The sequence below is a fragment of the Okeanomitos corallinicola TIOX110 genome (assembly GCF_038050375.1).
GTDB lineage: Bacteria > Cyanobacteriota > Cyanobacteriia > Cyanobacteriales > Nostocaceae > Okeanomitos > Okeanomitos corallinicola.
In genome coordinates, this window is sequence record NZ_CP150886.1 from 3153428 (window position 1) to 3176178 (window position 22751).

General features: G+C 36.0%; 20 protein-coding genes. 10 read left to right on the forward strand and 10 right to left on the reverse strand.

Annotated elements, in window-relative coordinates:
* Nucleotides 1-47 precede the first annotated feature (47 nt).
* Nucleotides 48-842, forward strand: a complete 795-nt coding sequence (locus WJM97_RS13695; protein WP_353929357.1) for a YdcF family protein — start codon at nucleotides 48-50, stop codon at nucleotides 840-842.
* Nucleotides 843-902: 60 nt separating this feature from the next.
* The gene (locus tag WJM97_RS13700; RefSeq protein ID WP_353929358.1) at nucleotides 903-1124 is read left to right on the forward strand and encodes a hypothetical protein; all 222 of its coding nucleotides are present in this window, start codon (nucleotides 903-905) and stop codon (nucleotides 1122-1124) included.
* A gap of 39 nt (nucleotides 1125-1163) precedes the next feature.
* Here the strand turns inward: WJM97_RS13700 and WJM97_RS13705 are convergent, their stop codons facing one another.
* The gene (locus WJM97_RS13705) at nucleotides 1164-1436 is read right to left on the reverse strand and encodes a ferredoxin-thioredoxin reductase variable chain (protein ID WP_353929359.1); all 273 of its coding nucleotides are present in this window, start codon (nucleotides 1434-1436) and stop codon (nucleotides 1164-1166) included.
* Between the two features lie 161 nt (nucleotides 1437-1597).
* Nucleotides 1598-3559, reverse strand: coding sequence for a protein phosphatase 2C domain-containing protein (locus WJM97_RS13710; RefSeq protein WP_353929360.1), 1962 nt, complete (start codon nucleotides 3557-3559; stop codon nucleotides 1598-1600).
* Between the two features lie 209 nt (nucleotides 3560-3768).
* Between WJM97_RS13710 and WJM97_RS13715 the strand changes: the two genes are divergently transcribed.
* Nucleotides 3769-4203, forward strand: a complete 435-nt coding sequence (locus WJM97_RS13715; protein WP_353929361.1) for an NfeD family protein — start codon at nucleotides 3769-3771, stop codon at nucleotides 4201-4203.
* A gap of 36 nt (nucleotides 4204-4239) precedes the next feature.
* Complete coding sequence (locus tag WJM97_RS13720; protein ID WP_353929362.1) at nucleotides 4240-5223, forward strand: stomatin-like protein; 984 nt, start codon at nucleotides 4240-4242, stop codon at nucleotides 5221-5223.
* 51 nt (nucleotides 5224-5274) lie between these two features.
* On the opposite strand, the gene WJM97_RS13725 is transcribed toward WJM97_RS13720, so the two are convergent.
* Complete coding sequence (locus WJM97_RS13725) at nucleotides 5275-5667, reverse strand: Fur family transcriptional regulator (RefSeq protein ID WP_353929363.1); 393 nt, start codon at nucleotides 5665-5667, stop codon at nucleotides 5275-5277.
* 154 nt (nucleotides 5668-5821) lie between these two features.
* Entirely contained in the window at nucleotides 5822-5974 is a 153-nt protein-coding gene (locus WJM97_RS13730; protein ID WP_353929364.1) for a hypothetical protein, read from the reverse strand.
* On the opposite strand from WJM97_RS13730, the gene purS reads away from it, so the two are divergent.
* The 5 genes from purS (at nucleotide 5973) to WJM97_RS13755 (ending at nucleotide 14096) form a co-directional block, all read left to right on the forward strand.
* Nucleotides 5973-6251, forward strand: coding sequence for a phosphoribosylformylglycinamidine synthase subunit PurS (gene purS, locus WJM97_RS13735; protein ID WP_353929365.1), 279 nt, complete (start codon nucleotides 5973-5975; stop codon nucleotides 6249-6251). The two genes, WJM97_RS13730 and purS, sit on opposite strands and share 2 nt — an antisense overlap.
* 82 nt (nucleotides 6252-6333) lie before the next feature.
* Nucleotides 6334-7008 (forward strand): phosphoribosylformylglycinamidine synthase subunit PurQ, encoded by a 675-nt coding sequence (gene purQ, locus WJM97_RS13740; protein ID WP_353929366.1) that lies wholly within the window; start codon nucleotides 6334-6336, stop codon nucleotides 7006-7008.
* Between the two features lie 140 nt (nucleotides 7009-7148).
* Nucleotides 7149-10187: a hypothetical protein gene (locus tag WJM97_RS13745; RefSeq protein ID WP_353929367.1), complete on the forward strand. Its 3039-nt coding sequence runs from the start codon at nucleotides 7149-7151 to the stop codon at nucleotides 10185-10187.
* Between the two features lie 119 nt (nucleotides 10188-10306).
* Nucleotides 10307-13915, forward strand: a complete 3609-nt coding sequence (locus WJM97_RS13750) for a helicase (RefSeq protein ID WP_353929368.1) — start codon at nucleotides 10307-10309, stop codon at nucleotides 13913-13915.
* A gap of 55 nt (nucleotides 13916-13970) precedes the next feature.
* Nucleotides 13971-14096 carry a hypothetical protein gene (locus WJM97_RS13755; RefSeq protein WP_353929369.1) on the forward strand — a complete coding sequence of 42 codons (126 nt, stop codon included), beginning with the start codon at nucleotides 13971-13973 and terminating at the stop codon, nucleotides 14094-14096.
* Between the two features lie 181 nt (nucleotides 14097-14277).
* On the opposite strand, the gene WJM97_RS13760 is transcribed toward WJM97_RS13755, so the two are convergent.
* From WJM97_RS13760 to WJM97_RS13780, 5 genes are all read right to left on the reverse strand, one after another.
* Nucleotides 14278-15864: an NAD(P)H-quinone oxidoreductase subunit 4 gene (locus tag WJM97_RS13760; RefSeq protein ID WP_353929370.1), complete on the reverse strand. Its 1587-nt coding sequence runs from the start codon at nucleotides 15862-15864 to the stop codon at nucleotides 14278-14280.
* Nucleotides 15865-16119: 255 nt separating this feature from the next.
* Entirely contained in the window at nucleotides 16120-16632 is a 513-nt protein-coding gene (locus WJM97_RS13765) for a hypothetical protein (RefSeq protein WP_353933169.1), read from the reverse strand.
* 172 nt (nucleotides 16633-16804) lie between these two features.
* Entirely contained in the window at nucleotides 16805-17716 is a 912-nt protein-coding gene (thrB, locus tag WJM97_RS13770) for a homoserine kinase (protein WP_353929371.1), read from the reverse strand.
* A gap of 133 nt (nucleotides 17717-17849) precedes the next feature.
* Entirely contained in the window at nucleotides 17850-19538 is a 1689-nt protein-coding gene (locus WJM97_RS13775) for an NAD(P)H-quinone oxidoreductase subunit 4 (protein WP_353929372.1), read from the reverse strand.
* Nucleotides 19539-19836: 298 nt separating this feature from the next.
* Nucleotides 19837-20985, reverse strand: a complete 1149-nt coding sequence (locus tag WJM97_RS13780; protein ID WP_353929373.1) for an alanine--glyoxylate aminotransferase family protein — start codon at nucleotides 20983-20985, stop codon at nucleotides 19837-19839.
* Between the two features lie 132 nt (nucleotides 20986-21117).
* On the opposite strand from WJM97_RS13780, the gene WJM97_RS13785 reads away from it, so the two are divergent.
* Complete coding sequence (locus WJM97_RS13785; RefSeq protein WP_353929374.1) at nucleotides 21118-21507, forward strand: DUF1499 domain-containing protein; 390 nt, start codon at nucleotides 21118-21120, stop codon at nucleotides 21505-21507.
* A 2-nt stretch (nucleotides 21508-21509) separates the two neighbouring features.
* Here the strand turns inward: WJM97_RS13785 and WJM97_RS13790 are convergent, their stop codons facing one another.
* Complete coding sequence (locus tag WJM97_RS13790) at nucleotides 21510-22583, reverse strand: glycosyltransferase family 4 protein (RefSeq protein ID WP_353929375.1); 1074 nt, start codon at nucleotides 22581-22583, stop codon at nucleotides 21510-21512.
* Nucleotides 22584-22751: the final 168 nt, after the last annotated feature.

Here is a 22751-nt window from a genome sequence, read left to right on the forward strand (position 1 = left end):
ATATGCCAATTAGGACTGAATAAATTGTATAGTTAATTTGTGAAATCATGAGTTTTTTATATCTTTCTAAATTATTACCGCTATTTTTTTATCCTTTGGGTTTAGCTAGTGTTAGTTTAATAATAGCTTTATTTACACTGTGGAAACGTCCTAAAATTGCGGCGATCGCTATTTCTCTATCTTTAAGTTTATTGCTGGTTTGTAGTAATGGTTGGGTGTCTAAAAACCTGGTGCGATCGCTAGAATGGCAAAATATACCCCTTAAAGAAATACCCCAAGCTGAGGCTATTATAGTGTTAGGAGGTGCAACTAAATCCGCTATTTGGCCGCGTACAGCCCCTGATTTAAGTGAATCTGGCGATCGCGTGATTTATGCGGCTCAACTCTATCGTCAAAAAAAAGCACCTATAATCATTTTAAGTGGTGGTCGGATTAATTGGCGTGGGAGTGGTTTTGCCGAATCAGCAGATATGGCAAATATTCTCACTTCACTTGGTATACCAGCGGATGCAATTATTCAAGAATCTGAATCTTTAAACACCTATCAAAACGCAGTTAATGTTAAACAAATTCTCGCATCTCGCAATATTAAAAAAGTTCTATTAGTCACTTCCGCAATGCACACACCCAGAGCAATTAAGATTTTTCAACGTCAAGGTATTGATGTTATTCCTGCACCTACAGATTTTCTGATCAGTCAAGCAGAAATTCAAGAATTAGCCAGCACTCCTAAAGCTGCTATCCTTAATTTGTTACCTGATGCTAATAATCTCAATCAGTTTACTACTGCTTTAAAAGAATATATCGGCAGTTTTGTTTATAGTTTACGTGGTTGGCTGTAGGCAGCAGGGGAGGATGAATAATCTAATTACCAATAAACAATTACCAATAAACAATAAAAAATGAGTAAAGAACTACCATATATAGTCCCATCAACTCAACCGGAAGTTGAGGAAGTTTTTGCAGTTCATCAAACAAGTATTGAATTTTATCAAGAAGTTCAAACCCGTTCAGAATTTCAAATTTATTGTGAATGGTATTATCAAACTGCTGCGGAAAACCAGAGAGAACTACAAAGAATGCGCGGCGAACTCAATATTATGGGGTGGTTTCGTCGCCGCTGAAAGATAAATTGAGGATTAACTAAATTTAATTTAATTCAATCAAATTACTTCTAATTCACCCTCGCGTAAATGAGCCTTAAATCTTTTGTCAAACTTGACTAAAACCGGGAAATTAGCACTTACTGGTCTACCTTCCCACTGAGTGACAATAGCTGAAATTTCCCCTTCTGTACCCTTGATATCAAAAGCCTGATTACGATGTTCAGGGTGGTGATAAACTACAACGGACTCTTTCACACGAACGCGATCGCCTATTTTCATACCATTATTTATATCTAACTTTTGAACTTCCACAACTATTTCTACAGTCATCACTCAGTTATGGCAGATACTGGCACTAATTCTATTGATTGAAAGTAGACCACTACTGCTAAAAACAGTCAGATGGTCATCTTTAGTACCAAGCTAACTTTGTGACTGTATTTGTCTAGCCTGGTTGATTTTACCATATCTAGACCTTTGGGAAATATAGCTTATTCCTGGTTTGGGCAGAATTGCCCTAATTCTGGGGGTAGTTGTCTACAAAACTGGTTAAAGGACTGGGGTTGAAGTTGCCACCAAGCAAATAAACCAAAGCCTGTACCTCCCAGCAATAAAGCTAAAATTCCCCCTAAAATCACTAACGGCTTGCCTTTATTTGTCTCTTTAAATACTGTAGGTTCAGGATCTTCACTTAATTCTAACTCTAATAAAGCTTGGGAACTCTCTGTTAAAGCATCTTCTTCTGGTGGTTGTATTTCTGAAGGTGCTGGTGCTGATAATGTAATAGCTGATTCTTCTGGTTCATCTGTTTCTAATAGCAATGGTGCAGGTTGAACAGGTACTAAATAAGCTTGGGAAATACGACACACGGAAATCACGGCAGATGTATTATCTTGACCATTTTTTTCATTGGCCTGTTTTACCCAGTCACGGGCGGCTTCTTCCACAGCTAATTCACCTTTTAATAAGGGTATGACATGATCTCGCCAAGATTTTTCCACCCCATCATGATCACTTAAACCATCGGAACATAATAATAAAATGCCATCTTCTTCTAAAATAAAGCGTTTTACGGAAAATTTGAGTGATTCTGCCTCTTTTGTTCCTAATGCTTGGGTAAGGGCATGGGCGTTGGGCTGTTTGTCTGCTTGACGATACAAACTGTGGCCAACACAAACTTCTCTACTGGCCATGTCGTCATCTATGGTCAATAATTGGCAATAATTAGGTGTGATCCAATAAGCACGACTATCACCTACATTAGCTAGATAAAGTTCATGGGTATTTTCTGATTCCCATCCTGTGTTAGTAATTATACGTTGTGGTAATTGCACTGCCATAACTAAGGTTGTGGCCATGCGTTCCCTCCCTTGGCGGTTTTGTTCGTCGTTACGTGACCAAATCATATTATTCACTACCCGTAAACTAGCTTCTAGTTGTTGCTTGAGTAAGTCTGGAGGAATAATTTCTGTTTGTTCAGCTATGTCTTGCAACCAGGCACGAATTTGTAATTTTAAGGACTGTACTGCTAATTGACTGGCAACTTCACCACCTTCATGGCCATCAATACCATCACAAACTATTGATAAATGTTTGTTTAAAAATTCATCTAGTTGATCAGTATTGTTAGGGTAACAACTGTCTTCGTTATGTTTCAGTACCAAACCAGGATCTGTGCAACCAGCAACATTTACCATCAGTGGTAATTCTGCTGCTGAACCCAGTAATAATTGATTCAGTTGATGACTAATGGAGGTCAAGTCTGTTTCACCTTGACACATCTTTTGAATGATGTTGTTTAAACCTGGTGCTATTTCTGCTTTTGCTACCTGTATCCAGGAATGCCAAGATGCACCCAAATCTTGTAATGTGATTTGTTGTGTGTTTGGATGAAGTTCTAATAATTTGATACACCATCCTTGCACTAAAATATTATATGGAGATAGTAAGCTGGCAGATACTCCCAGTTCTGATAGTGGTTTCCATAGTTGGAGGATTTGCCATAGCCAGTATAATTGTCTAACTGCTTTAGCTTTTTCCCATACTTCTGTAATTACGGGGTAAAAATTTCCTTGATTATCTATGGGTACATTTTCTAATAACAAAATATCGTTTGTTTCTGTCTCTGAACTACTCACAAATCCGTAGGGTTGGGGAATGTGTAACCGTTCAGGATAAAGTTTCAGGTAAGGAATTACTGAGGGTGGTAGTTCTGTAGGAATTTCTGGGGGTTGGCCTGGTTGGGTATCTAGCCAAATTTGCTCAGTAATTACCTCATATCTATTAGCTACTTTTGCTTCTAGTGGTATGCTGGCTACTGCTGTTCCTACTGCCCATAAATAACGATAAATTAGGGGAGTTTGGCAAGTTTTACACAGGCGATCGCCTACTTTATTTATAGGTTGTTCACAATCTGGGTTTGGACAATAAATAATCCGCTCGGTGGAAATCATAAAGGTATAAATTATAAAACGTGAATTTCAATTAACTTTATCTGTCAATGACTGTAACTTTGGCATAAACTATGTTTATACATTTCTGTTGATAGGTTGTTACTTAATTTAATCAAAGATTTTTTTCGGTAAATAGATACTATCTGGATGTAGTTAATCACAAAATAATATTGAAATAAATTTTTGTTTTGATCGTCTAGGATGGCATTATGCCAATTTTTACCTTAATCTGGCTGGTAGCAGGAATTATTCTCTGTTTAATGGAACTTTTGTTACCAACTGCCTTTGTAGAATTCATGATGGGAGTTAGCGCTTTTGTTGTTGCACTCCTTTCTTATTTGGGATTAAGCAGTTTATGGCTGCAAGTTGTTCTTTGGCTGTTGCTTTCTACGGTTTTAGTTGTGTTTTCCCGCAGATTTCTACAACCATCCGCACGGAAGTCAAAAATCACTGATGCCGTAATGGGAGAAACTTTAACAGAAATTCTCCCAGGACAACCGGGAAGGGTACTTTATGAAGGTAATTCTTGGCGAGCTAGATGTGATGATGAAAAACTCACTTTAGCATCAGGACAAAGGGTTTATGTGGTTTCTAGGGAAGGAACTACTTTAATTGTTATGCCAGAAAATGTTTTACATTCATAGTTTTAAATTTACTTGACACTTAGGAGAGTTATCAAAATGGGTCAATTTTTATTGTTACTTGCTTTAGCTTTTGGGGGCGGTACTGTTGTCCTCAAATCAGTGAGAGTGATTAATCAGGGTGATGAAGCTTTGGTGGAAAGTTTGGGTAGTTATAAGAAAAAGCTTGGGCCGGGTTTAAGTATGATTAATCCTTTTTTCGATAATGTTGTGTATAAACAAACGATCCGGGAAAAGGTTTTAGATATTCCCCCCCAACAATGTATCACTCGTGATAATGTTTCTATCACGGTTGATGCGGTGGTTTATTGGCGGATCGTGGATATGGAAAAGTCTTACTATAAAGTAGAAAATCTCCAATCAGCGATGGTAAACTTAGTTTTAACCCAAATTCGGGCAGAAATGGGGCAGTTAGAATTAGATCAAACTTTTACCGCTCGTAATCAAATTAATGAACTGCTGTTAAGAGAGTTAGATATTTCTACTGACCCTTGGGGTGTTAAAGTTACCAGAGTAGAATTAAGGGATATTGTCCCATCTAAGGCAGTACAAGACTCGATGGAATTGCAAATGTCCGCAGAAAGAAAAAAACGGGCAGCAATTTTAACTTCTGAGGGTGATAGAGAGTCTGCGGTGAATAGTGCTAGGGGTAAAGCGGATGCTCAAATTTTGGATGCGGAAGCTAGACAAAAGTCGGTAATATTAAGTGCTGAAGCAGAACAAAAAGCAATTGTATTAAAGGCACAAGCGGAAAGACAACAGCAGGTTTTGAAAGCACAGGCGATCGCTGAATCAGCAGAAATTATTTCTCAAAAAATGAAAGCAAATCCAGAAGCGCAAAAAGCAATAGAAGTTCTCGTTGCTTTGGGTTATTTGGATATGGGGACAATTATCGGTAAAAGCGATAGTAGCAAAGTGATGTTTATGGACCCTCGCAATATTCCCGCTACTGTTGAAGGTATTCGTTCTATTGTCACTGATATTCCCCACGCTTCTAATCCTTTATTTGAAAATAAGCGATAAACAAGTTCAAATTCAAACCCGACAAACTTTTACCTATTCCCTCTTACACTGTCACCTGTCACCTACTTCTTGACATTGATCACACAGTCCGAAAAATTCTAAGGTGTGGTAGAAGACTTTAAATTTGTGCGTGGTTTTTAACTCGTCTTCTAGTTCATGAACGGGACATTGATGAATGGGAATAGAAATACCACATTGTAAACAAGTGAGGTGGTGTTTATCCTGTTGGGTTAAACTATATAAAGCTTCACCATTAGCTAAGGTTCTCACTTGTACTTGACCTTCTAGTTTTAAAGCTTCCAGGGAACGGTACACTGTAGCTAAACCCATACTTTGATTTCGGTTACGTAATTCTATGTATATATCCTGAGCAGAAATTCCTTGTTTGATGTTTTTTAACAAGTTTAAAATTCGCTCTTGACTACGAGTACGTATAGCTTTCATAGTAATTTTTGACTTTAGAGTTGGGCTAAATAATTATCAAAAGCTAGTATCTTATGTAACTATTTCAACTTACCATATCTGATCACAGCTTTTTTGATTTGCTAACTCTATAGATTAATTTTAATCAGTCTGTGATCTGATAGCAATTAGGACATCAATTAATGATAAAAAACTCGGATAATAAAAGACTTTTAGCTCTGTCACCTGTCACCTGTCCGCTGTCACCTACTATATTTTCACTCAGTGGTGACAGAAAAGTTATAGGATAGCGATCGCACCATTTAGCAAAATTGATCCATAGTCTCATGCAAAGGAAGTATCTAGCCAAAATTTTTGTTACCCTTCGTCCTTCAGTTTTAGATCCCGCTGGTGTGGCCGTGCAAACTAGCTTGAGACAAATGGGACATGAAACAGTTGAACAGGTGAGAATTGGTAAGTATATTGAATTGACTACTATTGCACCGGATGAAGCTAAGGCTCGTCAAGACTTAAATGATATGTGTGAGCAGATGTTAGCAAACACAGTGATAGAAAACTATCGCTTTGATTTGATTGAAGTGGAATCTCAAACTGGCGTTTTTTAGGTAATTGGTAATTGGTGATTGGTAAAAACTTCTTTACTGTCACCTGTCACCTGTCACCTGTCACCTATTCTCTTATTTATTTATGAAATTCGGTGTTTTAGTTTTTCCAGGTTCTAATTGTGACCGTGATGCGGCTTATGTTACTAGAGATTTACTAGGACAACCAACGCGCATGGTCTGGCATCAAGAGACTGATATTAGTGATATAGATGTAATTATAGTCCCTGGTGGCTTTAGTTATGGAGATTATTTACGTTGTGGAGCGATCGCTCGTTTCTCTCCTGTAATGCAAGAAGTGATAAATCACTCACAAAAAGGTAAGTTTGTCATCGGTATTTGTAATGGTTTTCAGGTGTTAACTGAAGCTGGTTTGTTACCTGGTGCATTGACAAGAAATGAGAACTTACATTTTATTTGCGATCGCACTCCTTTAAAAGTTGAGCGTAATAATTTACCTTGGACTCATGGTTATACGGAGGGAGAAGTTATAACTTTACCCATTGCACATGGTGAAGGGAGATTTTATGCAGATAAGGAAACTTTAGCAGCGATTGAAGATAACGGACAAATTGTATTTCGTTATCACGGAGACAACCCCAACGGTTCGTTAAATAATATTGCCGGGATTTGCAATTTGCAAGGTAATGTGTTAGGAATGATGCCACATCCTGAAAGAGCAGCAGATAGTAGGTTAGGTAATACTGATGGTTTGCGGTTGTTTACGGGTTTGTTGGAGAAGGTTGCAGCTTTAGTTTAATTGTAAAAATCAAATACTTTCACAAATGTAAGGTGGTTAATTTCCACCTTATTTAATGATTTTTACGTATTGACTTGTCAATTCGCAAAGCATTATGATGAACAATCTTGTAATATTAAAAACAATAAACAAAGGTGCAAATGAATAGAATAGCAATAAATCCCGACTTAGCCAATGTGGATTATACTGATTTATTAGATAAAATCCTCCAAGTTTTAAAAGATCAGCAGATATTTAAAATTTCCGAAGATCAGAAAAGAGTATTAATTAATATTAATGAAGTCGTCAACGAAGTTATTAAATTAAATCCTTACAACCCATTAGGAAATGAAAGATCGGTACGCGCAGCAACTTTGAATTTTAGTCCTAATTCTCAAGCATCATTTAGAGAGAAAATTAAAGAAATTACAGGTTATATTCAACATCAATTAACAGCAGAAATACAGAAACATCCAAATATAGAAAACAAAGATAGAGTTGCATTTATCAAAAACCTACTTACCAACATTCAAAAATTTCAAACTTCCCAAAAACCATCTAAATTAGACTTTAGTTATGAATTTCCTCCATCTTCACAATTAGAAAAACAAAGATTAACCGTTAAAAAAGACGAAGAAGGTAAACAAAGAAAACTACTAAAAGCACATAAAGTCAAAATCTATGTAGATAAACCCCGTGATTTTCCCTCAGCATTATTAACAGGATTAAACAACTTTATAGATACAAACTTTGCTAGTAATAGTGACAGAGAAGAAATAGCATATATTTTAGAAAATCTCACAGAAAACAAAACATCTGATATTTACAGACTGCAAAACCTAGTCAACCAAGAAACATTAGGAAAACTGAAAAAATTAGCACAGATAAAATATTTAGAATTTTTATTAGAAAACATCAACGAAAAAGCAAGCAATGATCACCTAAAAGGTAAAATTTACTTAGAAGACTTAATCAGAAGATTGAAACTATTAGAAGATTATATTAACGACACCAGCAAAGCAGATGGAGATTATCAAGTTAGTTATGCAGGAATATCAGTTAACTATCAAACTATGTTTTCTCGTAGTGATGCTTATGATAAATTACCAATTATTTCTATCATCGAAGGTTATTTAGGAGAAATAGAAGATCCAAACCGAGAAAAAATAGAATTTACCTTTGGGTTAAAATTGAAATTTGATGGAAAAGTGCAAAGTGATGGAGGTAAAAACGTCTTTCAGAGAAACCTGGATATTTTAGATCCAGACAACAAAGATCATCAACAAAAAATTGCAGACGAAGCGACCAAATTCACTTTTGTTTATAAAGTATTGAAAATAGCATTTTTGTATTATTTTATCTTTGCATCACGACAAGATCCACAAGCAGAAAAATATAACCCCAAATCAGAATTAGATTATGATCCAATCGAAAAATTAGAAACAGTATTATCAGTTTTAAAAGGTAACGATGAAGACAAGAAAAAACAAATATTAAGAAACCTCAAAAAAGGATTTGATAAATTTAACATTCAGCAAAAAATTGATACCCTCAAAAAAGTTTTAGAAAAACTAATCGAACGCAAAACACCATTTGCTAGTAGAGAATATCCAGTACATATTTCCGTTAAACATAGTATTTTAGAAAATGACATTGATAAAATTACCGACAGAGATACATTATTTAAAGAGAGACTACGCGAAAACTTTAAAGACTGCTTAAAATATATCCACTTAGGAAATCCAACCACACATACAAACATTCTTGTCAGTCTTCCTGCAAAAATCACTATTAGCGAAATTCAGTTTTTAGAAACAGAAGATAAAGAAACATTCAGCATGGAATATGATATTCATAAAAGTATTGGAGTTTTACCAGTCATATTCTTAGGTATAGAAAATCAACAATGCAGAAACTTTTATGAAAAGAACTTAAAGGATAGAAATCTGTTAGTATTTCCCCATCGTTTAGAAACACAAAAATTAGAAAAGCAGCAAGAATTTATTTACAAAATAGTATATAGCTTACTTGCATATCTTTGTCTTCATGTCATCTTAGAAAAACAAACAAAACCATTTATTCCTCTATTAAGAATACACCTCAAAGAAAAGACAGATGATAATGTCATTATCGAAAAATTTATAGTTGATTTAACCAAGGTATTATCTCATATTTTGAATGAAGAATATCGGAGTAATGAACAAGGAATTGTAATTACTAATCCCAGTAATATAAAATTTAAAATTCCCAACATTCTCAGTTCATTATATTCAGTATTTCCCAAAAAATTTACATTACATAATCCTGATCACTTCAAATTTACCGAACTTGACAAACTTGCGATCATCGTTGTTTCCAGTCGAGAAACTGATAGTCGGTGGAATATCAAAGCGAAACAGTCTAACTTAGTTGGTGAAATTATCACCTTACAGATGGAAGCAAAAAGTGCGAGATTTCAACTTTTTAAAACCTTTTCCCAAAACTTTGAAGATCATCAAAAAATGTTTGAATATCCTACAGTTATAGTTGATAACGTAGATAAACTTTATGAAAAAGGGTACAAACACTTTATTTATATTGCAAAAGTTCCCTATAGTAGTACCTTACATATTACTCAAGTGGAAAAAAGTGAAGAGTTATTTTTTATGTCTCAAAACGTAATTCAAGCTTTGCGAAAAGAAAGACATGACATCAAAATTTATCCCATGTTTTTTGAGAAATACTATGCAGTTAAAGTTGAAACTCCCGAATCCAGATCATTATATATTCAGGATACCTTAGAACTTAGCAATTTAGCAGAGGATAGAAATAAGCAATCTGTGATTTTCTTCAACTTATTTAATGGTTTACAAGTTGCTAAGGATGTTAACTATCATGGAGTCATGTCTTATGCGACATTATACAACATTTATGATACTAATATTTTAGATGATAGAGATATCTTCAAAGGATTGATAGATAATGAGAGTCAGTTAAAAAATGAAATTATTCAATGTTTAACCCTATTTCATTTTTCCCGCTATGAAAAATATGAAAAATCAGGAAAGATACAATTAAAACTAGATCCCTATCAAAATTTAATCGGGGATGAATCAGTTAGTCAAGCTGCAATTTTTCCCCATACTAGAAGTAAAGCAGATTTTAATTCTCTTGCTTTTTTAACCCACATCAAATCAATATTATTAGGTAAGGATGAATAATATTTCTCTTTCTTTGCGTCTTTGCGTCTTTGCGTGAGATTGTTTTTAAAAAAGCGAACCGCAGAGACGCAGAGTTCGCAGAGGGAAGAGGTTTTTAAGGTTTTTATAGGGTGTGAAATATGACTGCAAAAATAGCGGATGATTTGGGAAGATTGTTTGAGGTTGGTTTTAATATTGGGATTTTATCTTATATTCATAAAAATCACATCAAAAATAATTTTGGTGATTTATATAGTCAGGAGTTGCAAAATCTCAAGTTTGCTAAAATCAAAAAACGCATAGTTGATAAAATTATCAGTAAATTAGAACGAGAAATAGCGGAAACTTGGTGTCAATTTTTTGTTCAAAAGGGGTTTTTGTGTGGGTTAAATTTTTTTCGCGAGTATCTCAAATCTTGGGGATGTGTTGAAAAATCAAACTTGCGATATTTGGAGGTTATCTATTATCAATGTCGGTTTAATGGTGATAATAGTATCCGTACTCATGAAGTTGATGAAAAACAGTGGTTTATAAATGTTCTTTCTCAGTTTGAAAATGTAAAACTGACTTCTCAAAATCTTGATGATTATAAAAAAGGTGGTGATTTTCTCAACGCGGATAGTTTGATGTTGTTGAAATATAAGCAGAATTATCGGGTTTTATGTCTTGACTTGTCGGTGTTTTCTATTCACACTGATGATGATTTACAAAATATTGATTATGTGGAAATTATCAGAGGTTTGTTATTAAGAGATATCAATTATTTACGGTCTAAAAGTGTATTTTCTAAGTTGCGTATTGATACTGAATCTTTGGGTTTAGATATTTCTCCTGGGTTAAAGGAATATTTCACCGCTTTTAAATCTAAGGATAAGGAAAGTGCTAAATTAATTCAAGCTGGTAGTTATATTTATAGTTTCTGTCAGTTTTTGGAAGCAAATAATATTATTCCTAATAAATTAAAGTTAGTTTGTAATGCAGTGGGATATAGCGACCGTTCTTTTAATACTATCTCTATTCCCGGAAATAATATCCAACTGTTTGCAACTTGTTATCAAATTTATCAAAAACATGATAAAAAAGAAGAAATAACCGATGCACGTTATCGTGTTTTACAAAAAATCCAACTCAACGCATACAGAAGTTTTGAACAAGGTAAAAAACTGGTTGACTCACTTTTAGAAATTATCCCTGATACTACCAATATTTTACCACGTCATACAGAAACCATCACCGGATTTTTTAACTCTGTCTCCACCGTACCATCTGAATTAATTGCTAGTTTGAATTTAACAGGAAAGCCAAACTTTAGACAAGCGCATAATCAACTAATTAAAAGATATCTACTTTCTGAAAATACCTACATATTTTTAACAGGAAATCCCGGAATTGGTAAAACTACCGCTATCGTTAATTTTCTGACTCAATATCAAGATGATGGTTTCCTTTTATTATACGTTAGTCCTCGCAAACAAGTCAATTTAGACATCATTGAAAAATTCAAAGATCGTCAAACTGGAAAGTTAGTTGATGATCGGATTTTTGCTATCAATACCCACAGTAACCTGATTCAAGATAACGGTGGTAAACGCTCAGTTGCTTATACATCTAATCAACATCAACAGGATTTTATTTTAGGAGATGTGCATTTTCTCAACAGTGAAAATGTAGAAAGAAAATCTCGACGTAAAGATAGAATCCAACAAATCACAGATGATACATTGCAAGATGTCGGAACAAAAACCAAAGGAGTTTTAAATAGTATTTGTGAAGCTTTATATAATCTCATTAGTTGTGAACAATACAATCAAATTATTGCTACTGCTTCCACCCAGTCATTGAAAAAAACAGACTATGGTGATACTTTAAAACATTTAGAAAAAATCTTCCGCGACGCATACAACAGCAGAGAAAATAAAGTCTTTCCTGAAAAAATGCGAAATATCTCCCGGAGAATTAAACATCTATTTATCATGATAGATGAAATTACTGGAGATGACGGAGGAGTAGAATTTTTAGCAGGAATTGAAAAAATTGCCAAAACCTATAAATTAACAAACCCAGAAAATGGTTTTAATACAAAAATCATCGTTGCAGATGCTTCTATAGTTGATAAAAACGTGATTATTCAACATTTAGAAGATACTTCCCCCGAACCGAATAAGGTTTATTTTAGAACCGCAGATGCAAATATTCAACCTCTATCTGTAGAATCTTTTAAATTTAATCATCAAGATGCTATCATTATTAATACTAACACCTACCCTGCAAAAAGTCTCACCATTAATTATCAAATTATCATTGAATCTTCACGGTTTACCGATAAAATTAAGTTAAAAGATAAATCTGATTTAGAGAAAAGATCCCAAGAAGAAATCTTTAAAGATATTAAAAATCTATTACAAAAATCCGATGTTGAACAATTTATAGTTTACATCCAAAATAAACCCAAGTTATCAGAACTAATTGATAAAATTCAGTCAGAATTAGGAAGAGAAAATTTTGTTAAAAATGACCACTTTCTAGAAATACACGCGAACATATCGGAATTAGAAAAACAGGAAATTAAATTACATCAAGAAAACGTCAAAGTTGTGTTTATGACTGCTTCCGGGAGTCGTGGTTTATCCTTTCCTAAAGCAAAACATATATTAGTGGAAATTCCTAAATTTGAAATTGAGAAAAACCTGATGGAAATAATTCAGGTAATTTATAGAGGGAGGGGAAATGATATTATAGATAGTCAAGATAAATACCTGAATTTTTATTTAACTGAACGTTCAATTTATTATCAGGATGACCCAGAAATATCTATTAAAGAAAACTGTTTAAATTTATTAAATATTCTCCTCATTCTTAAAGCATCTATCATGACTAGAATTCAAGGTTATGGTACTATGGGAAGGAAAAATTATCTACTTATCCCCATCGGTGGAAAATCAGTTTTTGCTGCGGGAGAAACTTTTTCTAGTAAAATCGAAAATCTGATTACCCAACTCAAAAAGGAATATAACCGCAACAAAAGTCATACCTTGTTAAGAAACGCATACACCAAACTCGAATTATTAATGGGTGAAGGTGATTTTTTAGTTTTTAAAGACACCGAAGAAAGTTATTTAAAAATTCGGGAAAACTTCAATAATAAATTTTTAGAAGTTGCTAAAACTTTTGATAAATTATTGGATTTTACTCCTTTGGAATTAGGTTATATTAGTGGTGGTTTATTAATTGTTCCCAGTCCCAAAATTCAAGAAACTTATCAAATGCGATTTTTAGATATTCAAAAATATGCAAATGCTGTGTTATGGGAAAATCTCAAAAGCATTAGTCGCAATCAAAATTACCCCGAAAGTCTCACCTCTGCGGTAAAAGATGCGATAGAATTAGTGGAAAAGTTAATAAACGCACCTGCAAAAACTCAGAATTATATCCAAAAAAGTCAAAACACAGATCAATATTATGCTTTACCATTATTTGCATTTATTAGTGGTGAAGTGATGAAAGAATACTTTGCACGGAAAACAGAAGAACCGGAAGATAAACGTTTTAAGGATATCCTATATACATATATTCGTTCTTTGTATCCTGTAAATAATGTTTTACCCATAGGAAATAATTATCAAGAATTTCCTTTTGTGGTATTTAGAAGTTATAGTTTGGAGGAAATTAGAAATAAGTTGTTTACGGAAAAATATCTGTTAAATTCTCAGGAGTTAAATGTTCTCAATTTGATTCTTTCTCAAAATTAATAGATACCTCATATTTTTAATCACAAATATTGCTTTAAACTTGTTAAAAATTGGTATGAGTTTAGAACAAATAGCTCAAGTTACAGAATTATCTCTGGAAGAAGTTCAAACCTTACAAAAGGAAACCCAACCTACTATTAAAATTCAAAATTTCCCCAATAGAAAGAGTCTAACCCCTTGACACGACCCGAAAACCTTGTTATGATGATTTCGACGAGGAAGAACTATCTTCTGTGCATAAGCAATTTAAAGCCTTTCCAAATAATCATCTATTCCTCTCTGCGCCTCTGCGTCTCTGCGTGAGAAAAAAACAAAAGGGGCAGTTTCCACAACCACCCCTAAAAATACTTTTTATTTAACAACTACTCAGCACTAGCCAAAGTGGGAGCAGCAAACACCTGAGAATATAAACTTGTAGGTTGTTGACGAGCCACAACAGGCAATACTTGACGCGCATGAGTAGCAACATCTACCGTTTTCACATCATAGGTTTCTGTAACCAACTTAGGATAAAAACCAATACCGATGATAGGCAATAACAAACAAGCAGTGATGAACAACTCACGGGGTTTCACATCAGCAACTACATTATCTAAATGTAACTCTTCACTTTGCTGACCGTAGAACACTTGACGCAACATGGAGAGTAAATAGATAGGTGTTAAAATCACACCCACAGCAGATAAGAAAATAACTACAACCTTGAAACTGGAACTATAAACGTCGCTAGTACCAATACCCAAGAACACCATCAACTCACCCACAAAACCACTCATACCGGGTAAAGCCAGAGAAGCCATTGAACCGATAGTAAACAGGGCAAAAGTTCTGGGCATTACCTTAGCCAGACCGCCCATTTTATCCATCATCAAAGTATGGGTGCGTTCGTAGGTAACACCAGAAAGGAAGAATAAACTAGCAGCAATTAAACCGTGGGAAACCATTTGTAACATCGCACCACTAATACCAATTTCGGTATAAGAGGCAATGCCGATTAAGACAAAACCCATGTGGGCAATGGAAGAGTAAGCTAAACGGCGTTTGAGGTTGGTTTGGGCAAAGGCACAACAAGCACCGTAAACAATATTAACTACACCTAAAATTGCTAAAACTGGCGCGAAAACAGCATGGGCATCGCTTAACATTTCTACGTTGAAGCGAATTAGAGCATAACCACCCATTTTTAACAACACACCAGCCAAAATCATCGAACCAGGCGCAGATGCTTCACTGTGGGCATCGGGCAACCAAGTATGGAAGGGGAAAATAGGCAGTTTGACACCATAAGCAATTAAGAAACCTGCATATAAAGCTAGTTCTAAAAGTTGGGGATATTCTTTGAGTCCCAATTCTGTCATGTTGAAGGTGAAGCTATCACCATAAAACGCCATTGTTAAACCAGCTACGAGAATAAATATAGATGCTGCCGCTGTGTAGAGAATAAATTTAGTAGCTGCGTAACGGCGGTTTTGGCCTCCCCAAATAGAAATTAATAAATAAACAGGGACTAATTCAATTTCCCACATTAAGAAGAACAATAATAAATCTTGGGCGAGGAATACACCCAATTGGGCGCTATACATCACCAACATTAAGGCATAAAATAAACGCGGCTTAGTGGTTACTTTCCAAGCCGCGAATACTGCAAGTGTATTAATTAATCCGGTTAGTAGTACCAAGGGCATGGATAAACCATCAATTCCTACTGCCCAGTTTAAACCAATTTGAGGTATCCAAGGGTAGCTTTCTGTCATTTGTAAAGCTGAATTTTGGAAGTCGTAACCCTGCCAAACTGCATAAATCATTAATGCTAAGTCTGCAAAGGCTACTCCTAAGCCATACCAGCGGACGGTTTTACCCTCTTTGTCGGGAATGAAGGGAATTGCTAAGGATGCCATCAGGGGCAATAAAATTATGGCTGACAGCCAAGGAATTTGTATCGGATTCATCACTGTTAACAATCAATTTTGGGTTTTTGTTTAAGTTACATTATATTAAGAAATCGTTACTTTTGTAAATATTTTTCTTAACATAATTTCAATTCAGAGCATAGATAGTAATAAATACTTATTAAAATCCTCTCGCTGCTATTCTAATCATAAATTTTTGTAACGTCAATAAAAAGCGGCTCACTTTGCCGCCATTTTCATTTATAATATTCGCTTAAAATTTTGATATTGATTAAGTAAAGTCAGGATAAATACTTAAACAATACGGTTGACAATTCTCCATACTTCCCCATCAGAACGAACATAGGGAACAGAGATAGTTTTAAATCCGGTAATGAAAGGTTTATTGTAAATATGCCAGTACATGGGGCTAAGTTCGTCAGCACAGGCTTTGAGTAATTTCACTTCTTGAGCTAGTTCTTTGGCTAGTTCGTTGACTCGTTGGGCGTGAATTTCTGCAAATTTTTTGCCTTCTTCTAGTTCTTGTTTTTGTTTGGCAATACGTTGTGAGTAGGAAAGAGATTCAAATAAATAAATTTCTTTACGGCGTTTTTGTTTTTCTAAATAGGCGATCGCATTGTCTATACCTTGAATTTCGGCGGCAATTTCGGGATTTTCCCTAGCTTGACGGCGGTATGCTTCAGCTATTGCCAAAGCAGAACTATTTTCTGGTGATTCTATATGATTTTGGTTTAATTCTGCCCTTTCTTTTTGCAGTGTTTGAATTTGTGAGTTGAGTTCCTGGATTTCTGCTTGAATTTTATCCATATGTATCATGATTGGGGATAAGTGAAAAAGCTGTTATTTCTTCTAGGCGATCGCCAGAACTAAACCAGAACTAAATTTATAGAAATTCAATCAATTTGACAACTTTGATAAAATCAATCCTGAAAATTCTCTCATCCTGGACATCCTGATTCTGACAATTACCCATGACTAATTACAAAACTACCGCTCCTTGAACATCAATGGGAAGCGATCGCACTGTAGATTTTATTCCCACCTGTTTCCAAGCATTAGTCATGGCTGATGCTACCATTTGTGTATGTAATGGATCAGTTAAAGCTAACAAAGTCGGGCCAGCACCACTAATTACTATGCCATAAGCACCAGCAGCAACCGCAGCTTTTTCCACAGCATCGTAACCAGGAATTAAAGCCTGACGATAGGGTTGATGTAACTTATCTTGTAAAGCCGCCTTTAACCATTCTTCCCGATTAGTTGCCAAACCTCGTAACAACAAACCAAAATGAGCAGTATTAAAAATTGCATCACCACGACTTACCTCTGTGGGTAAAACTAGCCTAGCTTCAGAAGTTGACAGTTCAAAATCAGGAATTGCTACTACTGGGATAATATTTCTGTGCCAGGTAATATCACAAATTTCCCATCCATTACTGCTAGTAGCGGCTAAACGACATCCCCCCAAAAAAGCCGGGACAACATTATCAGGATGTCCTTCCATAGCGATCGCCAATTCCATCACCTGCACATCAGACAAAGGTAAACCTGCCAACACATTTGCCGCCACTAAACCCCCCACAATAGCAGTAGCAGAACTGCCTAAACCCCTTGCTAGAGGTATACCCAACTTGATTTCAATTTTCACAGATGGCGGAGTTTGTTCTATATAGTTATACAACTTTGTAAAAGCCTGATATAACAAATTACTTTTATCAGTTTGCACCTTTTCCGCTTCTATCCCAGAGGCTTGAATAATTAACCCACTATTATTGAGAGTAAAAGTAACCTCATTATGAAGTTGTAAAGCCGCACCAATACAATCAAAACCGGGTCCTAAATTTGCAGTTGTAGCAGGAACTTTAACAGTAACATTAGAAACTACAGACATTTTTAAAAATTAAAAAGTAAAAATAGATGACTTTAATAGCATCCCATGTCAAGAGGCCATTTTTCCATAACCGCTCATTAATTTGGGAAAAGGATCAAGTAGTTTCTTCCCTCAACCCTTTCCCAAAAACTGCTTACTTCACCGTAGCCAAAACTGAGTTAACCTCCACCTCAGCAACCTTATGACTTGAAAAACCACCAGCATAAATACCAGGGTTAGTTTGAGAAATCACAGTATAAGACTGACGTACCCTCGCATTTACAGCCACAGTTTTAGCATCATACATCTGCATAGCTACCTTGGGGTAAAAACCAATCCCAATAATCAACACTAGAAAACAGGCTGCAATAAACACTTCACGGGGTCTCGCATCGCCATAAAAAGATTGATTTGGTAATAGACAATCCGTCCCAAAACAAGCTGTACCTTCATCTTCCAGATTTTCTGAACCTGCATTATCAATATCACAGATCAGGGCTAAATCCTTGCCATAAAACACCTGACGCAGCATAGAAAGTAGATAAATAGGTGTGAGGATGACACCCACCGCAGCCAAGAAAACTGTCACAGTGCAGAAAGTGGAACTATAAACATCGCTAGTTGTCACACCCACAAACACCGATAATTCACCTACAAAGCCACTCATCCCTGGTAAAGCTAAAGATGCCATTGCACTGATAGTAAATAGGGCAAACACTACAGGCATAGCTTGACCAATACCACCCATGTCTTTCATCACCATTGTGTGGGTGCGGTCATAGGTAACACCAGCCAGGAAGAATAACACGGAGGCAATTAAGCCGTGGGATATCATTTGCAACATAGCCCCATTCATACCCAAGTCGGTGAAAGAGGCTAAACCTAGTAACACAAAACCCATGTGAGAAATAGAGGAAAAGGCCAAACGCCTTTTCATATTGGTTTGGGCAAAGGAATTTAACGCACCATAGATAATATTGACAACACCGAGAACTGCTAGAACCGGTGCAAAGTAAATATGGGCATCGGGTAAAAGTTCCATATTTAGGCGAATTAAACCGTAACCGCCCATTTTCAGCAATACACCAGCCAAAATCATAGATACAGGAGAAGAAGCCTCACCGTGGGCATCTGGCAACCAGGTATGTAAGGGGAAAATAGCCAATTTGACCCCAAAAGCCATAAACAAACCTGCATACAGCAGTAACTGTAAAGTGAGGGGATAATCTTGACTGGCTAAGGAGGTGATATCAAAACTAATGTTACCGTCACCATATAAACCCATTGCTAGGGCAGCTACTAAGATAAATATAGAAGCTGCGGCGGTGTATAGTATAAACTTTGTCGCGGCGTAGCGGCGTTTTTGACCACCCCAAATACAAACTAATAGATATACGGGAACTAATTCTACTTCCCACATGATGAAAAATAACATCAAGTCTTTGGCAACAAACACCCCAATTTGTGCTGCATATAACACCAACATCAGGAAGTAAAACAGCTTTGGTCTGCGGTCAACTTGCCATGCAGAAAAAATTGCCAGGGTAGTGACAAACCCTGCTAAAAGTACCAAAGGCGCGGAAATACCATCTACTCCTACAGACCAGTTTAGTCCTAATAAGGGCATCCAGGCATAATTTTCAACTAATTGAAAATTCGTATCACTAGGATTGTAATGTAGCCAAAATGCACAACACATTAACGCAAAGTCAGCGATACCCACACCTAAAGCATACCAGCGGACAATTTTGCCATCTTTATCAGGTAGTACAGGAATTAAAAAAGATGCTAGGAGAGGAAAAAGGATAATTGCGGTGAGCCAAGGAAATTGATCCGCCATCATGTCAATAGAGAAAAATACTTATTTGTGTAATGATGACATTGTACTAAACTTTGTAACAATTTCAGCCTAGAGATTTTAACAGTTTCTTAAGCATTAGCTTTTTGTAAGTTATTCGTTACAGTTTTTGGCGTTGCTGATGTTAGGGATCAAAATGATTTTGCATAAGGGATAACCAAAAAATAAATTACCCAATTTTGTGGGATGGGCATCCTGTCCTTGATAATTAGCGGGCAAGATGCCCGCACTACAATAAGTTTTTGGGTATTTTTTTACTTGGAAGTCCCTAAATCCAAAAACCCTATTTAGCTAAAACTTGTTTTAAAGCTGCCACCAAACGATCTACATTTTCAGGACGACTATTAAAACCCATCAAACCTACACGCCAAACTTTACCCGCCAATTCTCCTAAACCGCCGCCAACTTCAATATCATGTTCCAGTAATAACTGCTTTGCTACTGCTTTTCCATCCACCCCTTCAGGAATACACACAGTCGTTAAAGTTGGTAAACGGTATTCCTGGGCAACGTGCATTTGTAAACCAATTTCTTCTAAACTTGCCCACAGATACTCAACATTTGTTTGATGACGCTGCCAACAATTTCCTAAACCTTCCTCTGCCACTAAACGTAAAGCTTCCCGTAAACCATAATATAAATTAATCGGTGCTGTGTGGTGATATGTGCGTTCAGTACCCCAGTATTTCCCTAACAACAACATATCTAAATACCAATTTGCAACTTTAGTCTCACGCTGCTGCAATTTTTCCATTGCCCGTGGACTCATAGTAAAGGGAGAAGCACCAGGAGAACAACCTAAACCCTTTTGACTGCAACTATAAGCTAAGTCTACACCCCACTCATCTAAAAAAATGGGAACACCACCCAAGCTGGTAACGGTATCTACTAACAGCAAAGTTCCATGTTGGCGGCAAAGTTCTCCTACATCTTCCAGGGGTTGACGTGCGCCGGTGGAAGTTTCGGCATGAACTAAAGCTAGAATTGCTGGTTTGTGGGTTTCTAAAGCTGTCTTAATTTCATCTACAGAAAATACTTGTCCCCAAGGTTTGGTGATGGTGCGTACATCTGCACCGTATCTTCCGGCCATATCCACTAAACGATTACCAAAATAACCAGCTACACCAATTAATACTACATCTCCTGGTTCTACGGTGTTAGCTAAAGTTGCTTCCATTGCTGCTGTACCTGTACCACTAACGGCAATAGTGTGGGGGTTTTCTGTTTGCCATACATAGCGCAATAAAGATTGTATTTCATCCATCATCGCTAAAAATGCTGGATCTAAATGCCCTAAAGGAGTGGTGTTCATGGCCTGCAATACCGCAGGATGGGCATTAGATGGTCCAGGACCGAGTAATAAACGGTTGGGAACTTCTAAAGGTGAAAGTTGTAAACGTTGATTGTCGTTGATGGCAATTGTAGATGTCATAATTTATTTACAGTTAAACAGTCATGACAACTATTTTCTGGTAAATTATGGGATTAAAGCAAGGAGTTTAAGTAAACTCAGATTTTTTTCGTGTTCTTTGAGCAATTACCAATTACCAATTACTAAATAATAATGATTTTTTCAGGTAAAAGACCTAATAATTTAGGCATTAAAGATGGTAGATTAACACCCTGTCCTGCTAGTCCTAACTGTGTTTGTAGTCAGGATACTGATTCTTTGCATCAAATCGCACCGTTGAATTTTACATCTACCCCAGCACAAGCATTATCTCAACTCAAAAGAATTATTCAATCTTTACCTAGAACTAAGATAATTACGGAAGCTGAGGACTATTTATATGTAGAATTCAAAACTGCTTTGATGGGATTTGTAGATGATGTAGAATTTTATCTTGACCGTGATTTAAATACTATTCATGTACGTTCTGCCTCTCGTTTGGGTTATGGCGACTTAGGGCTAAATCGGCAACGAATAGAAACAATTCGCGCTCAATTTAGATGACATTAATAAACTGAATTAGTGCGAATATATCCATTGTCTTGAGATAGTTTTTCCGCCAAAATCTGTTTGTAAACTGCTTCGTAACCATCGGTCATTTGTTTGACACTAAAATTGCTTTCTACATATTGCCGACAAGCATAACGGTTTAACCTGTTTACTTTTTCAATAGCTTGAGTACATTCTGTGATGTTATTACAAAGAAAACCCGTTTCGCTATCGGCAATTACTTCTGGTGTGGAACCCATTCGCATGGCAATTACTGGTGTACCTGCGGCCATTGATTCTACCATGACTAAACCAAACGGTTCTCGCCAAGTAATGGGAAATAAGGTGGCGTAAGCTGCACCCATGATCACATTTTTTTCTGCATGATTAGCTTCACCTAAATATTGAATTTGCTTACCATCTATCTGGGGTTTAATGTCTTGTTCAAAATAGTCTACATCTACTTTATCTACCTTGCCAGCTATTTTTAATGGTAAATCTACTTTTTTAGCAATTTCAATGGCTAAGTGTGTTCCTTTTTCTGGGGATATCCTACCTACAAATGCTAGGTAAGGTGGGTTGATTGGTTGGGAATAAAATTCATAACTACTAACATCAATACCATTGTAAATTGTGCCTACATAATTTAATCCTAGTCTTGGTTCTCTTTGGGCGTTGGAAATACTCACATAGGGCTGTTTATTGGCATATTTAAATATTTTTTCGTTGTCTGGGGTGAAAATGCCATGTAATGTATGAACAGTTGGGGTTTTGACTAACTTGGTATATGCTAGGGGGGTGTGTCCTGCATGGGAATGAATGATATCAAAATTTTCAGCTTGATCATATACTAACGCTAGGTTGAGTAATTCATAAATACTGGATTCTTTGATGGTTTGATCAAGTCTTAAAGCACGGGGATGGGCTGATGATAATTTAGCTAAGGTGATAGAATCACCAGAGGCAAACAATGTTACTTCGTGTCCTCTTCTCACTAATTCATCTGTTAGTAAACCTACTACTAACTCTATTCCACCATAAGCTGGAGGTGGTACTCTTTCCCATAGTGGAGCAATCTGAGCAATTCTCATTATAACCTCCTAATTAAAATCAGTATTTTGTCTTAATAATTATTGAGTTGTGGTCATTACTAGCCTCACAATCTTATGTCTTAGATTGAATATTTTTTGTCTATCTGGAGTAGGGAAATGCTATATCCTTGAGAGGTAAATTATTATAAATAGAAAATAGTTCTAGGG

Bases quoted from the DNA above. Each gene is read 5' to 3' on its own strand.
- WJM97_RS13700 (WP_353929358.1), top strand. From the start codon at position 903: ATGAGTAAAGAACTACCATATATAGTCCCATCAACTCAACCGGAAGTT.
- WJM97_RS13720 (WP_353929362.1), top strand. From the start codon at position 4,240: ATGGGTCAATTTTTATTGTTACTTGCTTTAGCTTTTGGGGGCGGTACT.
- WJM97_RS13765 (WP_353933169.1), bottom strand. From the start codon at position 16,632: ATGGATAAAATTCAAGCAGAAATCCAGGAACTCAACTCACAAATTCAA.
- WJM97_RS13760 (WP_353929370.1), bottom strand. From the start codon at position 15,864: ATGAATCCGATACAAATTCCTTGGCTGTCAGCCATAATTTTATTGCCC.
- WJM97_RS13695 (WP_353929357.1), top strand. From the start codon at position 48: ATGAGTTTTTTATATCTTTCTAAATTATTACCGCTATTTTTTTATCCT.
- WJM97_RS13745 (WP_353929367.1), top strand. From the start codon at position 7,149: ATGAATAGAATAGCAATAAATCCCGACTTAGCCAATGTGGATTATACT.
- purQ (WP_353929366.1), top strand. From the start codon at position 6,334: ATGAAATTCGGTGTTTTAGTTTTTCCAGGTTCTAATTGTGACCGTGAT.
- WJM97_RS13710 (WP_353929360.1), bottom strand. From the start codon at position 3,559: ATGATTTCCACCGAGCGGATTATTTATTGTCCAAACCCAGATTGTGAA.
- WJM97_RS13705 (WP_353929359.1), bottom strand. From the start codon at position 1,436: ATGACTGTAGAAATAGTTGTGGAAGTTCAAAAGTTAGATATAAATAAT.
- purS (WP_353929365.1), top strand. From the start codon at position 5,973: ATGCAAAGGAAGTATCTAGCCAAAATTTTTGTTACCCTTCGTCCTTCA.
- WJM97_RS13725 (WP_353929363.1), bottom strand. From the start codon at position 5,667: ATGAAAGCTATACGTACTCGTAGTCAAGAGCGAATTTTAAACTTGTTA.
- WJM97_RS13775 (WP_353929372.1), bottom strand. From the start codon at position 19,538: ATGATGGCGGATCAATTTCCTTGGCTCACCGCAATTATCCTTTTTCCT.
- WJM97_RS13755 (WP_353929369.1), top strand. From the start codon at position 13,971: ATGAGTTTAGAACAAATAGCTCAAGTTACAGAATTATCTCTGGAAGAA.
- WJM97_RS13790 (WP_353929375.1), bottom strand. From the start codon at position 22,583: ATGAGAATTGCTCAGATTGCTCCACTATGGGAAAGAGTACCACCTCCA.
- thrB (WP_353929371.1), bottom strand. From the start codon at position 17,716: ATGTCTGTAGTTTCTAATGTTACTGTTAAAGTTCCTGCTACAACTGCA.
- WJM97_RS13715 (WP_353929361.1), top strand. From the start codon at position 3,769: ATGCCAATTTTTACCTTAATCTGGCTGGTAGCAGGAATTATTCTCTGT.
- WJM97_RS13750 (WP_353929368.1), top strand. From the start codon at position 10,307: ATGACTGCAAAAATAGCGGATGATTTGGGAAGATTGTTTGAGGTTGGT.
- WJM97_RS13730 (WP_353929364.1), bottom strand. From the start codon at position 5,974: ATGAGACTATGGATCAATTTTGCTAAATGGTGCGATCGCTATCCTATA.
- WJM97_RS13780 (WP_353929373.1), bottom strand. From the start codon at position 20,985: ATGACATCTACAATTGCCATCAACGACAATCAACGTTTACAACTTTCA.
- WJM97_RS13785 (WP_353929374.1), top strand. From the start codon at position 21,118: ATGATTTTTTCAGGTAAAAGACCTAATAATTTAGGCATTAAAGATGGT.